General features: G+C 63.0%; 14 protein-coding genes. 8 read left to right on the top strand and 6 right to left on the bottom strand.

Annotated elements, in window-relative coordinates; translation table 11 throughout:
* Window positions 1-7: 7 nt before the first annotated feature.
* From NO934_RS03125 to NO934_RS03110, 4 genes are all read left to right on the top strand, one after another.
* Complete coding sequence (locus NO934_RS03125) at window positions 8-445, top strand: thioesterase family protein (protein ID WP_309162211.1); 438 nt, start codon at window positions 8-10, stop codon at window positions 443-445.
* On the top strand, window positions 442-1,215 hold the full coding sequence (locus NO934_RS03120; RefSeq protein WP_309162210.1) for a crotonase/enoyl-CoA hydratase family protein: 774 nt from the start codon (window positions 442-444) through the stop codon (window positions 1,213-1,215). The genes NO934_RS03125 and NO934_RS03120 overlap by 4 nt, the downstream gene beginning before the upstream one ends.
* Window positions 1,216-1,277: 62 nt before the next feature.
* Window positions 1,278-2,087: a 3-oxoadipate enol-lactonase gene (gene pcaD, locus NO934_RS03115; RefSeq protein ID WP_309162208.1), complete on the top strand. Its 810-nt coding sequence runs from the start codon at window positions 1,278-1,280 to the stop codon at window positions 2,085-2,087.
* A gap of 319 nt (window positions 2,088-2,406) precedes the next feature.
* Window positions 2,407-2,625, top strand: coding sequence for a hypothetical protein (locus tag NO934_RS03110; RefSeq protein ID WP_309162207.1), 219 nt, complete (start codon window positions 2,407-2,409; stop codon window positions 2,623-2,625).
* Window positions 2,626-2,753: 128 nt separating this feature from the next.
* Here NO934_RS03110 and NO934_RS03105 read toward each other — a convergent pair whose 3' ends face one another.
* Entirely contained in the window at window positions 2,754-3,365 is a 612-nt protein-coding gene (locus tag NO934_RS03105) for a PadR family transcriptional regulator (RefSeq protein WP_309162206.1), read from the bottom strand.
* 207 nt (window positions 3,366-3,572) lie between these two features.
* Between NO934_RS03105 and NO934_RS03100 the strand changes: the two genes are divergently transcribed.
* Window positions 3,573-3,896 (top strand): SH3 domain-containing protein, encoded by a 324-nt coding sequence (locus NO934_RS03100; protein WP_309162204.1) that lies wholly within the window; start codon window positions 3,573-3,575, stop codon window positions 3,894-3,896.
* An 88-nt stretch (window positions 3,897-3,984) separates the two neighbouring features.
* Window positions 3,985-5,001 carry an asparaginase gene (locus NO934_RS03095; protein WP_309162203.1) on the top strand — a complete coding sequence of 339 codons (1,017 nt, stop codon included), beginning with the start codon at window positions 3,985-3,987 and terminating at the stop codon, window positions 4,999-5,001.
* On the opposite strand, the gene NO934_RS03090 is transcribed toward NO934_RS03095, so the two are convergent.
* Complete coding sequence (locus tag NO934_RS03090; RefSeq protein WP_309162202.1) at window positions 4,996-6,312, bottom strand: TIGR03808 family TAT-translocated repetitive protein; 1,317 nt, start codon at window positions 6,310-6,312, stop codon at window positions 4,996-4,998. The genes NO934_RS03095 and NO934_RS03090 overlap by 6 nt on opposite strands.
* Before the next feature lie 137 nt (window positions 6,313-6,449).
* Here NO934_RS03090 and NO934_RS03085 point away from each other — a divergent pair, with 137 nt between their 5' ends.
* The gene (locus tag NO934_RS03085) at window positions 6,450-7,925 is read left to right on the top strand and encodes a DUF853 domain-containing protein (RefSeq protein WP_309162201.1); all 1,476 of its coding nucleotides are present in this window, start codon (window positions 6,450-6,452) and stop codon (window positions 7,923-7,925) included.
* Window positions 7,926-7,927: 2 nt separating this feature from the next.
* Window positions 7,928-8,458 (top strand): hypothetical protein, encoded by a 531-nt coding sequence (locus NO934_RS03080; protein WP_309162200.1) that lies wholly within the window; start codon window positions 7,928-7,930, stop codon window positions 8,456-8,458.
* Window positions 8,459-8,565: 107 nt separating this feature from the next.
* On the opposite strand, the gene NO934_RS03075 is transcribed toward NO934_RS03080, so the two are convergent.
* From NO934_RS03075 to msrB, 4 genes are all read right to left on the bottom strand, one after another.
* Window positions 8,566-9,114: a response regulator gene (locus NO934_RS03075; protein WP_309162198.1), complete on the bottom strand. Its 549-nt coding sequence runs from the start codon at window positions 9,112-9,114 to the stop codon at window positions 8,566-8,568.
* Window positions 9,115-9,266: 152 nt separating this feature from the next.
* Complete coding sequence (locus tag NO934_RS03070) at window positions 9,267-9,866, bottom strand: superoxide dismutase (protein WP_309162197.1); 600 nt, start codon at window positions 9,864-9,866, stop codon at window positions 9,267-9,269.
* Between the two features lie 112 nt (window positions 9,867-9,978).
* Window positions 9,979-12,054 (bottom strand): S9 family peptidase, encoded by a 2,076-nt coding sequence (locus NO934_RS03065; RefSeq protein ID WP_309162196.1) that lies wholly within the window; start codon window positions 12,052-12,054, stop codon window positions 9,979-9,981.
* 586 nt (window positions 12,055-12,640) lie between these two features.
* Complete coding sequence (gene msrB, locus NO934_RS03060) at window positions 12,641-13,039, bottom strand: peptide-methionine (R)-S-oxide reductase MsrB (RefSeq protein ID WP_309162195.1); 399 nt, start codon at window positions 13,037-13,039, stop codon at window positions 12,641-12,643.
* Between the last annotated feature and the right edge of the window lie 133 nt (window positions 13,040-13,172).

Here is a 13,172-nt window from a genome sequence, read left to right as displayed (position 1 = left end):
AGCGGTGATGTTTTCGAACACCACGAAAATCGAAATCCAGTTCGGCGATTGCGACCCCGCCGGCATCGTCTATTACCCGAACTATTTCCGCTTCTTCGACAACGCCACCGCCGCGCTGCTTTCGGCCGCCTTTGATATGCACAAGCGTCACTGGATCGAAAAACACGGCATTCTCGGCATCCCCATGGTCGATACCGGCGCGAAATTTTCAAAGCCCTCGCGCTTCGGCGATATCGTCGAAATCCGCTCCGAAATTACCGATCTCGGACGCTCCAGCTTCTCGGTCCGCCACACCCTCTTCAAGGATGGCGAACAAGCCATCGAAGCGCATGAAAAGCGCGTCTGGGTCGGTCGCGACCCGGAGAACCCCGAAAAGATCAAATCCCTGCCGATCCCCGACGACGTCCGGGCGGTGCTGAGCCAGCAAGAAAGGACGCCGCGATGAGTTTTTCCGACGAGGTGATGACCGTCGAACAGAAGGGCAAGATCGCCCATTTGACCCTCAACCGCCCCGAAAAGCGCAACGCGCTCAACGACGCCACCATCGAAGCGCTGGACGCCTTCTTCTCCGCCGTCCCCGAAACGACGCGCGTGGTCGTCGTCAGCGGCGCCGGCGGGCATTTCTCCTCCGGCCTCGACCTGTCCGAACAGGTCAAGCGCCAGCCGCTCGAGGTCATGGCCCATTCGCGCAACTGGCACCGGGTGATGGAGCTCGTTCAATACTGCCGCGTTCCTGTCGTCGCCGCCATGACCGGCGCGGTGATGGGCGGCGGGCTCGAATTCGGCGCCGCCTGTCACGTCCGCGTTGCCGAGGAAACCGTCCAGTTCCGCATGCCCGAGGGCATGCGCGGCATCTTCGTGGGCGGCGGCGGCTCGGTCCGCATCGCCAAGCTGATCGGCGGCGACCGCCTCACCGAAATGATGCTCACCGGCCGCACCTATTCGGGCACCGAGGGCGAACGCCTCGGCCTCGCCCATTATGCGGTTCCCGAAGGCCAGGCCCTGGCCAAGGCCTTCGAACTCGCCGAGCGCATTGCAGAGAATTCCCCCACCATCAACACGATGATCGTCAACGCCATCGCCCGCATCGGCGCCATGCCACCCGAGGCCGGGCTTTACGCCGAAAGCCTCACCGCCGCGCTCAGCCAGACCGGCCCGGACGCCGAGGAAGGCCTTCGCGCCTTCCTCGAAAAGCGCAAGCCGCAATTCGGCTAGGTTTGCGCAACGCTCCACGAATCCGGCTATGCTGGCGCTGAACCGAACAGAAGGGCAGCGCCATGCAGTTTCTCAAAGTCGACGATGCCGTCCTGCATTATCAGGTGATCGGCGGCCCCGAAGGCGCGCCGGCGATCGTCTTCGCCAATGCGCTGGGCACAGATTTCCGCATCTGGCGCGACGTGATCGTGCGTCTGGCCGGTAGGTTCACGATTCTGACCTATGACAAGCGCGGCCATGGCCTGTCGCAAACCGGCGAGGGGCCGGTCACCATCGCCCGCCACGCCGAAGACCTGGCGGCCATCATGGATGCTGCCGGCATAGGCTCGGCCATCGTCTGCGGCCTCTCGATCGGCGGGCTCATCGCCCAGCAGCTCTATGCCGATCGCCGCGATCTCGTCTCGGCACTCATCCTTTGCGACACCGCCGGCAAAATCGGCGATGCCGATCTTTGGAACCAGCGCATCGCCGCCGTCGAAGCCAAAGGCATAGCGGCGCTTTCGGACGGCATCATGCCCCGCTGGTTCACCGCCGATTTCCGCTCCACCCGCACCGACGAACTCGCCGGATACCGCACCATGCTCGAACGCCAGTCGCCCTCCGGATATATCGCCAGTTGCGCCGCGTTGCGTGATGCCGATCTGCGCGATCGGGCCCGCCAGATCGGTGTCCCGACCCTGTGCGTGGTGGGCGAGGAGGATGGTTCCACCCCGGTCGATACGGTGACCGAGCTGGCCAAATCGATCCCCGGCTCGCGCCTGGAGATCATCAAGGGCGCCGGGCACATTCCCTGCGTCGAGCAGCCCGAAATGCTCAGCGAAATCATCCTCGCCTTCATCCAGGGCCTGCCGCAGCGGCCGACGCTCAACTAAAGCGTGTCCAGCAAAGCATGTCCCCGGCTTGGCCGGGGATGGGAACGGTCCTGGGCTCCAGGCGGATTGCTGCACGTTAATTTTTCCGGCCCCGCTGCAACTTTTTTGAGGTTTGCCATTTCTTGGCCCTGATGGGACCACGATTTCCGGAGACGGATTGAGCGCTTGGAGTGCTTTCGGGAACAATGCGGGACGGTAAACGTCCCCGGTTCGAAACGCGCGATCAATGCTCTAATGCCAGGCGTAGTCACATCGGCGTCGTAGGGACATTATAAAAACATCCTCGGCGTCAGGGAGGAATGCCACAGCGGAGGATGCCATGGCAGAGTTCGAATACCGCGGCTTTCGCGTCAGGACCATTTTCGACAAACATTGGCAGATCAAGGTTTGGCCGCCGCTCCGGCCGGCGCGGCTGATCGAGCGCGTGCGGGCCAGCCGGGCCGAAGGCGAACATGCCTGCCGTAACCGGGCCACGGCGGCCATCGACGCCTTCATCGAGGAGGCGCGCCCGCCCCGGCACACGCACGCCGAAGGCTAGGGCCTATTGCTGGCGAACACGTCCCGGTGACACGGCGAGTCGGCAACGTCGATACACGCTTTCCGGGGCTTGTCCGGAATCCAGCAGCAGCACTTGCCAGCACCGCGAATGCCGATTGATCCCGGACCCTAGGGCAGCACCATCGGCGCGCTGGGCGAGCCGAAGGCGTTCTCGTCCTCGTCGGCAAAGACATAGGCGCCGCCCTCGATCTTGCCGATCAGCTCTTCGAGCCAATTGTAGTTGCAGGCGGTGTTGCTCGTCCAAAAGCTCAGCAATGCCTCCACATGCGGGGGCAGGGCGCGGTCGCCGACGAAACGCGCCGTGCTGTTGGCATGTTCCACGTCGGCGCGCTGGGCGGCGAGTTTTTCCAGCCGCACACGCAAATGCTTGAGCACGGTCGCCCGCGGTAGCGCCGACATCAGAACCAGCCCAGCGCAAAGCATGTCGGGCCGCATCTCGGGAACCGTCAGTGCCTTTTCCATGAGCCGGTGGAACTCGGCGTCGCCCGCATCGGTGATGGCATAATCGGTTCGCGCCGGCGCGGTCTCCGTCGCGGGCATCTCGAATTCCTCGAGCAGCCCTTCCTTACCGAGCTGCCGTAGGGCGTGGTAGATCGATCCGGTCTTGGTGTTGGCCCATTTGTCCGCGTCCCAGGCCATCAATTCCTGGCCGATCAGATATCCATGCGCGCGACGATGCGCCCGCACGAAGGCGAGAACCAAAAGGCGAGTTGCCGACATAGTCTATTCCTCCCAGTTGCCCATTCGGGCTTAGCCCCCTGCCTCTTTGCCGGGCTCCGGGCCCGTGGGCAGTCGATTACTAAGAGTTACTAGGCTTTGATCCAGATGAACAGCGGCTGAATGCTCAAATCAGAGTGCATTCAAGCGCTATCGACTATTGTCTAGCTCCATCAGGCAACGCACAGACACCGCTAGGGGGTATCGCAAATGTCGCTGTCGTCCCGTCTCACCCTGCCGGCCGTTATCGGCGGAATCTTCCTCGTCTTTGCTTCGGGTATCTTCGCGCCGCCCGCTCAGGCGCGCGGCTATACGGTCGAAACATCGGCCCAGGTAACGGGCGTCGCGTCCTGGGACCACCTCAACGTCCGCCGCTGGCCGGCCCATTATTCGGCGCAGGTCGGCCAGCTTCGGCCCTGGACTTCGGTTTGGGTCGAACGCTGCATCGAAGTGGACAATTCCTCCGATTGGTGCCTTGTCCAGCGCGGCCCGACCCGCGGCTGGGTCAACTCGCGTTATCTGTCCCCGCGCTAAGCGGGCGCCTCTTTCTCCTCTGACCTCCTCCTTGACTTTCCCCACGTCCTGCGGTCCATCAAGGCACGCATTCGTGGGGATTTTTTTTATGATTGCCAATCCTGTTCTGGCGCAATCGGTGCGCGGAAACTGGGTGGAAAACCGCCATCGCGGCGCCATCTGCGTTTCCGACGCAAAGGGCACCATCCTCGCTTCAGTGGGCGATGTCTCGGCCGAAATCTTCCCCCGTTCGGCCATCAAGGCGATGCAGGCCCTGCCCATTTTCGCAACCGGCGCCAATGCCAGCTTCGGCCTCGGCGCGCCGGCCATCGCATTGAGCTGCGCGTCCCACAATGGCGAACCGGCCCATACCGAGCTCGCCGCTTCAATGCTCGCCGCCATCGATCTCGATGAAACCGCGCTCGAATGCGGCGCGCATCCGCCCATTGATCCGGCCGCCCGCAAGGCCCTGTTCGCGCAGGGCGGAAAGCCCAGCCAGCTTCACAACGCCTGCTCGGGCAAGCATTCGGGCATGCTGGCCGTCGCCCGGGCTTTGGGCGAGGAACCCAAGGGGTATTCCAGGCCCGGGCACGCCGTCCAGCAACGTGTGCGCCGCGCCGTCGAAGAGGTGCTCGATCACCCGCTGACCGAAAGCAAATGCGGCACCGATGGCTGCTCCATCCCCACCTGGGCCGCTCCCATCCACGCCTTCGCCAGGGGCTTTGCCCGCATGGCGACGGGTGAGGGGTTGAGCCCGGAAACGACTAAGGCCGCCGGCGAAATCTTCGATGCCGCCACCCGCCATCCCTTCCTTGTGGGTGGCACGGGTTCGTTCGACACCGAAGCCATGGAAGCCTTCGGCGGACGGCTGATGCTCAAATTCGGTGCTGATGGCGTCTATTGCGGCGCATTGCGCGATAGCGGCATCGGCTTTGCCCTCAAATGCGACGATGGCTCGGTGCCCGCCGCCACGGCCATGGCCGCCGCCCTGTTGCTGTCCATCGCCGAACCGACCCCGCAACAGGACGAAATCCTCGAGCGCCGCGCCCGCCAGCGCCAGCGCAACTGGACCGGCATCGAGGTCGGATATCTCGAAGCGACGCCCGAGGCGCGGTTATCCCTATAGCACCCGGTTGTCGCGCACCGCGACCTGCGGATAGCGCTCCGCCTCGGTGGCCAGGTCCGCCGAAACGACATCCCACCAGGCATTGCCGGTGATCGCCCCCTGCCGCGCATCCGTGATGGTGTTGCCCACCACGCTCGCCGCGCCGGCTTCCGCCGCTACGCTGACGACGATGCCGAACTCCACATCGCGCACCAGATTGCCGCTGATCGTCACGTCGCGCAGATAAGGTCCCCAGCCGGCAACGATCCCCGTGCCCGGCACGGCTTCGATCACATTTCCCGCAATGATCGCATCGGCCTCCGCCGCAATGCCATAGGGGCTGTCGAGGTCGGGATTGACCTCCGATCGCGGGTAGAGATTGCGCACTATATTGCCCGTGCACGCGGCCAGCCGCCCGCCATCGTTGAAATTGGTCATCGAAATACCCGCCGCCGCGCCGTCGATGATGTTGTTGGCGATAACCGAGCCGGTGAAGGCGAACTCCGAAAAAATCGCCACCTCGCCGCTCGCAATGCATGTGTTGCCTGTGATCTGCGTGTTGTTGGTGGCGTTGAGCCTGATCGCCGAAAAAGCGCAATCGGAGATGTGGTTGTCCGCGACGATCACCTCGTCGGCCTGGAAAATGTTGATCCCGTTCCCGTTCTGCCCATTGCCGCCATCGGTCCAGTCGATCCCGCTGATCCGGTTGCCCGATACGATCGTGCCATCGGCACCCGCTTCCCCGCGCCACACCCTGATCCCGCCATTGGCGCAATCGGTGACCGTATTGCCGCTGATCGACACCCCGGCGGCGTCATAAACGAAAATCCCGGTGTAGGCCGATCCGCTCACCCCACAATTCTCAACCCGCCCCGAACTGGCCATCAACGTTATCCCGTTGAGCCCCGTATTGCCGATCGTGCAGTCCCGGATCGTGACGCTCTCGCAGCTCGAAACGTGCACCAGCCCCCCGTGCCACAGCTCTCCCCCCGCGCCATTGCCATCGAGCGCCAGACCCACGAGGGAAATATCGGACTGCCCCTCCGCCAGCAGCAGAGGGTCGGCTCCGGCGTGAACCAATATCGTCGCGCCGGGCACGCCCGAGAGCATGAACCCCGACGGCAGCCGCAATTGCCCAACCCTGTAGCGCCCTGCGGGCAGGAACAGATGCCCCGATCCGGCATCGATCGCCGCCTGCAACCGCTCGGTCTGGTCGAACTCGGCGTCGGCGATCAAACCAACGTCCTGCGCCAGTATTTTTACGGGGGCAAGCAGGCCCGAAACCGCCCCCATCGCCCCCCAAATCATGACCCTGCGCCGCGTGATGTTCATGGTCCGCTCCGTTTCCATCAACACAGCGGTCAATCTGCGCTTCAATACCAGCAATTTTCATCCTTAGGGTGAATCCTTGTCCTCCCCGCTTTGTGCCCGCTATAGATGAGCTCCTTGAGTTGAATCGGAACTTGCCCATGCTCGTCAGCGACGCCGTCTACCTCGGAACCAGCACGCGGCCCGAATATCTCCACCTCGAATATGGCAACCGCCACGGCCTGATCACCGGCGCCACCGGCACCGGCAAGACGGTGACGTTGCAAATCCTGTCCGAAGGCTTCTCCCGCGCCGGGGTTCCCGTCTTTTGCGCCGACATCAAGGGCGATGTCGCCGGCCTCGCCAAAGCCGGCGAAGCCCAGGATTTCCTGGCCGAACGCGCCGAAAAGATCGGCTTTTCCGATTACGCCTTCGAGGGTTTCCCAACCATCTTCTGGGACCTGTTCGGCCGCCAGGGGCACCCGGTCCGCACCACGGTTTCCGAAATGGGACCGCTCCTGCTCTCGCGCATGCTCGAGCTCAACGACACCCAGGAAGGCATCCTCAACGCCACCTTCAAATTGGCCGATGACGAAGGACTTCTTCTCCTTGATTTCAAGGACTTACGGGCGCTTCTGACCCACGTCGCCGAGCGCCGCGCCGAGCTGTCCGCCCGCTACGGCAACATCTCCACCGCTTCGGTCGGCGCCATCCAGCGCGCCCTCCTGGTGCTCGAGCAGCAGGGGGCCGAGAACTTCTTCGGCGAACCCGCGCTCGACATAGCCGATCTTATGCGCACCGACGCGCAAGGCAGAGGATACATCTCGATCCTCGCCGCCGACGAGCTCATGCGCTCCCCGCGCCTTTACGCCATCTTCCTGCTCTGGCTGCTTTCCGAGCTCTTCGAGCAACTTCCCGAAGTGGGCAACCCCGACAAACCCAAGCTCGTCTTCTTCTTCGATGAAGCCCATCTGCTCTTTGACGAGGCGCCCGCCGCGCTGCTCGACAAGATCGAGCAGGTCGTCAAGCTCGTGCGCTCGAAAGGCGTCGGCGTTTATTTCGTGACGCAGAACCCCGCCGACGTCCCCGAGCCGGTCCTCGCCCAACTCGGCAATCGCATCCAGCACGCCCTGCGCGCCTATACGCCAAAGGAGCAGAAGGCCGTCCGCATCGCCGCCGAAAGCTTCCGTCCCAATCCCGAATTCGATACCGCCGAGGTCATCACCCAGCTCGGCACCGGCGAAGCGCTCGTTTCCGTGCTTGAGGAAAAGGGCATTCCCTCGGTGGTCGGCCGCACCCTTATCCGTCCGCCGTCCTCGCGCATGGGGCCGCTGACCGTCGACGAACGCGCTTCGGTGCTGGCGGCGAGCCCGCACGCCGGACGCTATGAGGCGGCCAAGGACCGCGAATCCGCCTATGAGATCTTGGAGGTCCGCGCCGCCCAGGCTCTGCGCGACGCCGAGATCGAAGAGGCGCGCGAGGCGCTCGAAAAGGAACAAGCACGCTCAGCCCCCCGCCGTTCAACGCGCCAGACCCCCATGGAGGCCGCGTTAAAGAGCTTCGCACGCACCGTCGCGCGGCGGGCCGGCGAATCCCTTGTCCGGGGCATTCTCGGCTCGCTCACGCGCGGAAAGTAACGATGGGTAGGATCACCAGCGTCGCCATCTTCGCCGATTGCGGCGCCACCGCGCATCAGGCGCTTTACCGCCAGGCCGGTGAAACCATCGCCCGCCATGGCGCGCACCTCCATTGCGCCGCCCGCAACGGCCAATGGCCGCGCGCGCTGATCGATTCCGCCCTGGCCTCGGGCGGCCGCGTAACCGTTGCCACCGGACCCGCGCCGCGCGGATTGACCGTCTCCCAGGGTGTCACCGTGCTCAACGAGGCGTCCGACCAGGCCGCAGCCATTCGGATCATCCAGGCATCGCAGGTGGTGATCGGCATGCCTGGCGGCATCGATACAGCCGGCGCCCTCTATGCCGCCTGGGCGGCCGCCGGCGGCGCGCAGAGCAACCGTCCCGTGGGCCTGCTCAACCACAACCGGGCCTTTGAGGTGGTAAAGGGGTTTGCCGGCGATGTCGCCTCTGTCGGGCGCGGCAATATCGATGGCTTGATCCAGGTCGCCGAAACCTTCGACGACCTCTGGAACCGCCTCTCGCGCCTGGTCTAGAGCGTGTCCAGCAAAAGTGGAAACGGTTTTGCGGTTCGGACACGCGACAAAACAAGGACTTAGAGCATTGAAGCGATTCGGAGAAAAGCGGAAATGCTCTAGAAGCCCTAAAGCGGCCTGTCTTCCCGCTCGAGCAGCGCCTTATGCGCGAGAAACGAAACGATATTCTCGCCCCGCCGCTCGATCGGGATAGCGCGCCCATCGTCCATCGCCACGCGGCCTCGACGCTCTGGGCCGACATAATGGGGAAGCGCCGAAATATAGCTCGACGTCCCGCTCTCCAGCCGCGCCGCGATTCGCTCTTCGAGATAGAGCGGGCTCATGGGCTTGACGATCACCTCGTCGATCCCCGCCTGCACGCAGCGCCGCCGCATATCCGGATCTACGGTCCGGGTCATGGCGATGACCTGCACGCGGCGCGACACCAGTTCGCTATCGCTACGGATGGCCAGCGCCACTTGCGCGGCGTCCGTACGCTCGAGTTGATAGTCGATGACCAGCAGGGCCAACGGCGCGATGCGCATGTAGTCCCTCAGCGCCCGGCTGTCGCGAAATTCGCGCACCCGCCAGCGGTGCCCCCGCCGCAGCGTGGCGCCGAGCACGGAGGCCAGCGCAGGGCTGCTCGAAAGAACGGCGATGGTGGGAACCGGCAGCACGCGCGCTTGTCTCCATGGGTGACAACTCGATGGTTACCGGAGACTTAACATAGCGGTTTGGGAGTCGGAAGTCGGGCGCGGGGGTAACCTTAAAGCATATGGCCCGCCTGTGGACAGGCGGGCCATAAACAAGAGCAACCTATTGTTTATTTTTACGAATTGGCTTCGTAAAGCTCGGCGACATAGTCCCAGTTGACCAGATTGTCGAACCAGGCTTCCAGATATTTCGGACGCGCGTTGCGATAGTCGATGTAGTAAGAGTGTTCCCACACATCAACACCCAGCAGCGGCACGCCGCCATGGACCAGCGGGTTTTCCCCGTTGGGGGTCTTGGTAACTTCGAGCTTGCCGTCCTTGATGGCCAGCCAGCCCCAGCCCGAGCCGAACTGTCCGCCGGCTGCGGCGATGAAGTCCTCGCGGAACTTGTCAAAGCCCCCCAGGTCGGAATCGATCGCCGCCTGCAGCTTGCCGGGCAGGGACTTGCCGCCGCCATTGGGCTTCATCCACTTCCAGAAATGGATGTGGTTGTAGTGCTGGCCGGCATTGTTGAAGAGACCCTGGTTCTTGCCATGGCTCTCCTTGACGATCTCTTCGAGGCTCTTGCCCTCGAGGCCCGAGCCCTCGAGCAGCTTGTTGCCGTTCGTCACATAGGCCTGGTGGTGCTTGTCGTGGTGAAATTCCAGCGTTTCCGCCGACATATACGGCGCAAGGGCGTCATAGGCATAGGGCAGGTCGGGGAGCGAAAAACTCATGGGAGGGCCTCCTTAGTCTCAGTGAAAATTCAGTAAGCTTGGCTAATTTTCCAAGCCAATGCTTCTTATATACCGCCCCGCGATCGAGCGCGCAACGGCAGGGAGTGGAAACTTATGCCAATCGGGCGCAGCGCAACGCAAAAGCATAGACGATCGCGGTCTCCTTGATCCGCTCGAAGCGTCCCGAAGCGCCGCCATGTCCTGCGTCCATGTTGGTTCGCAGATACAATGGATTGTCGTCCGTCTTGGTTGCACGCAGCTTCGCCACCCATTTGGCCGGCTCCCAATAGGTGACACGCGGGTCGGTCAATCCCGCCAGTGCCAGGATCGGCGGATAGTCCTTGGCCTCCACATTGTCGTAAGGCGAATAGGATGCAATCCGCTTATATTCCTCTTCCGAGGTGATCGGATTGCCCCATTCGGGCCATTCGGGCGGGGTCAGCGGCAGCGTGTCGTCGAGCATGGTGTTGAGCACGTCCACGAACGGCACCACGGCCACCACGCCGCCCCAGAGGTCGGGCCGCATATTGGCGATGGCCCCCATCAGCATGCCGCCGGCCGATCCGCCCTCGGCAATGATCCGCCCCTTGGCCGTATAGCCTTTCTCGATCAGCATTTCGGCCGCCGCGATGAAGTCGGTGAAGGTGTTTGTCTTGTGCGCCGCGCGGCCGTTCTTGTACCAGCGATACCCCTTGTCCATCCCGCCGCGAATATGGGCAATCGCATAGACGAAGCCGCGATCGACAAGCGAGAGCACCGAGACCGAAAATCCCGCCGGCATGGAATGGCCATAGGCGCCATACCCATAAAGCAGGCACGGTGCGCTGCCGTCGAGCGCCAGCCCCTTGCGGTAGAGCAGGGTGACAGGCACCTCCTCGCCATCGGGCGCGGTGGCGAACAGCCGGCGCGTTTCATACTGTGCCGGATCGTGCCCCGAGGGAATTTCCTGCTCCTTGCGCAGCACCCGCTCGCCGGTTTCGAGATCCATGTCGAAAACCTGCGAGGGCGTGGTCGGCGAGGAATAGGAGAACCGGATGGTCGCGGTCTCGAACTCATATCCTCCGATCAGCCCGAGCGAATAGGCCTCTTCGGGAAACGCGATCGTCTCCTCTTTGCCATCGCGCAGGTCTCGCACCACGATGCGCGGCAGCCCATCCTTGCGTTCGAGCCGGATGAGGTGGTTGGCCAGCAGCTCGATATCGAGGATCAGCCGGCCCGCCTCGTGAGGCACGAGATCGGTCCAGTTATCGACCCCTGGATCGGAGGCCGGCGCGGTAACGATCTTGAAGTCCTCGGCCTCGTCATCATTGGTGAGGATATAAAGCGTGCCGCCGCGCTCCTCTAGCGAATATTCGGTGTTCTCGTGGCGCTTTTCCACGCAGAACGGCGCGCCGCCCTTTTCCGCATCGATCAGCCAGATCTCCGAAGTCTGATGGTCGTGCGCCGAAATGGTGAGGAACCGGCGCGATTGGGTCATGTCCACGCCGACGAAAAAGCCGGGGTCCTTTTCCTCATAGACGATCTTGTCGTCCGCCTGCGCCGTTCCCAGCACATGCTCGCGCACCCGGAAGGGACGGTGGTTCTCATCGAGCTCGACATAATAGAACCGGCTCGAATCATTGGCCCACACCGCGCCGCTGCCCGATTTCTCGATCCGCTCCTCCCGGTCGGCGCCGGTTGCGACGTCACGGATATAGATTGTGTAATATTCCGACCCATTCCGGTCCGCCGCCCAGGCAACCATCGTATGGCAGGGCGAATGTTCGGCCCCGCCGAAGCCGAAATATCCTTCGCCCGCTTCGGCGTTGCAGTCCAGCAGCACGGTCTCTTCGCCACCCTCGCGCGGCGTGCGGACGATCAGTGGATATTGATCCCCCTCCCGCGTCCGCGAGGCGTAGGCGAACGGCCCGTCGGGGGAGGGGACCGAGGCGTCGTCCTCTTTGATCCGGCCCCGGATTTCCTTGTAGATCGTCTCGCGCAGCGCCTCGGTGGGTTCGCCCAACCCGCGCTCGTACCAAGCATTCTCGGCTTCGAGATAATCCCTGATGTCCTGCGGCAGGACGACCGGATCGGCCATTACCTCGCGCCAATTGTCGGCCCGCAGCCAGTGGTAGGGATCGTTTCGGGTTATCCCATGCCGTGTATCGGAATGGTCGCGAAGCGCGGCAACTGGCGCGTTGTCGTTCATGAAATAGCCTTTTGGATCCATTATTGAGTTCAAATCCCGATCATCTCCTCCGGGAGATGACGACTCATCGAACTGTACGCCCGCAGTAAGCAACAGCCACTCGCCAAAGGCTACCCTTCTCCACCAGCGGAGAGGTGGGCTCCTGGGGGAGCGCCGAGGGCATTCACAAGCTCTGCCCTCGCGTTTGCTCCTTACCCTTCTCCCCTTGAGGGAGAAGGTGGCCGCGAAGCGGTCGGGTGAGGGGTGAGGGGTGCGCCGAGCTTCCTCACACGCCCTCGCTCCCGCCGAAGCTCAGCGCACCCCTCACCCCGGCCCTCTCCCTCAAGGGGAGAGGGGGCTCACTTGGCGGAGTCGAAGCTTTGCCGCGATGCTGCCTCAAGCTCCCCTTCTCCCCCGGTGGGAGAAGGTGCCCCGAAGGGGCGGATGAGGGGGGCGCTGAGCCAGCCACACCTTTCAACATCAATGCCTGCCCCTGCTTCCCTTCTCCCCTTGAGGGAGAAGGTGGGCCGGCGAAGCCGGATCGGATGAGGGGCGCTGAGCCTCAGCAATCACCACGGTGGCTGTTGATATGCTGGCGCCCGCCCCACTACTCCTCCGGCTTGAAATCCAGCGCAAGCCCATTGGTGCAATAGCGCAATCCCGTAGGCGCCGGGCCGTCGGGGAAAACGTGCCCGAGATGAGCATCGCAATTGGCGCAGCGGATTTCCGTGCGGCGCATGAAATGGCTGCGGTCGTCCACTTCCTTGATCGCGTCTTCGGAAACCGGCTGGAAGAAGCTTGGCCAGCCCGAACCCGATTCATACTTGGCTTCCGAGGTGAAAAGCGGCACGCCGCAGCATATGCAATGGTAGATGCCGTCGCGCTTTTCGACATTATAGGCGTGCGAAAAGGCGCGTTCGGTGCCGTGCTCGCGGGTGACGTGATATTGTTCGGGCGTCAATTTATCGCGCCATTCGCTGTTGGATGTTTTGAGCGTGTCGTTCATCGTGCGCCATCCTTATGGGTATGAATTTGTCACTATAACGGGCCTGGTCCCATGTGGTGATCACAACTTATAGGGTCAACACTGCGTTCCCATGTCCGGTTTTGGTTGAGCTTGCAGTGAGGGACGTTAGTGT

The organism is Pelagibacterium sp. H642 (genome assembly GCF_031202855.1).
In the GTDB taxonomy this organism is placed as follows: Bacteria; Pseudomonadota; Alphaproteobacteria; order Rhizobiales; family Devosiaceae; genus Pelagibacterium.
Note: the sequence above shows the minus strand (reverse complement) of the source record. Positions and strands in the feature narration are given on the sequence as shown.

Excerpts from the sequence above, each read along its gene's own strand:
- NO934_RS03125 (WP_309162211.1), top strand. The coding sequence starts at position 8 with ATGTTTTCGAACACCACGAAAATCGAAATCCAGTTCGGCGATTGCGAC.
- NO934_RS03120 (WP_309162210.1), top strand. The coding sequence starts at position 442 with ATGAGTTTTTCCGACGAGGTGATGACCGTCGAACAGAAGGGCAAGATC.
- pcaD (WP_309162208.1), top strand. The coding sequence starts at position 1,278 with ATGCAGTTTCTCAAAGTCGACGATGCCGTCCTGCATTATCAGGTGATC.
- NO934_RS03110 (WP_309162207.1), top strand. The coding sequence starts at position 2,407 with ATGGCAGAGTTCGAATACCGCGGCTTTCGCGTCAGGACCATTTTCGAC.
- NO934_RS03105 (WP_309162206.1), bottom strand. The coding sequence starts at position 3,365 with ATGTCGGCAACTCGCCTTTTGGTTCTCGCCTTCGTGCGGGCGCATCGT.
- NO934_RS03100 (WP_309162204.1), top strand. The coding sequence starts at position 3,573 with ATGTCGCTGTCGTCCCGTCTCACCCTGCCGGCCGTTATCGGCGGAATC.
- NO934_RS03095 (WP_309162203.1), top strand. The coding sequence starts at position 3,985 with ATGATTGCCAATCCTGTTCTGGCGCAATCGGTGCGCGGAAACTGGGTG.
- NO934_RS03090 (WP_309162202.1), bottom strand. The coding sequence starts at position 6,312 with ATGAACATCACGCGGCGCAGGGTCATGATTTGGGGGGCGATGGGGGCG.
- NO934_RS03085 (WP_309162201.1), top strand. The coding sequence starts at position 6,450 with ATGCTCGTCAGCGACGCCGTCTACCTCGGAACCAGCACGCGGCCCGAA.
- NO934_RS03080 (WP_309162200.1), top strand. The coding sequence starts at position 7,928 with ATGGGTAGGATCACCAGCGTCGCCATCTTCGCCGATTGCGGCGCCACC.
- NO934_RS03070 (WP_309162197.1), bottom strand. The coding sequence starts at position 9,866 with ATGAGTTTTTCGCTCCCCGACCTGCCCTATGCCTATGACGCCCTTGCG.
- NO934_RS03065 (WP_309162196.1), bottom strand. The coding sequence starts at position 12,054 with ATGAACGACAACGCGCCAGTTGCCGCGCTTCGCGACCATTCCGATACA.
- msrB (WP_309162195.1), bottom strand. The coding sequence starts at position 13,039 with ATGAACGACACGCTCAAAACATCCAACAGCGAATGGCGCGATAAATTG.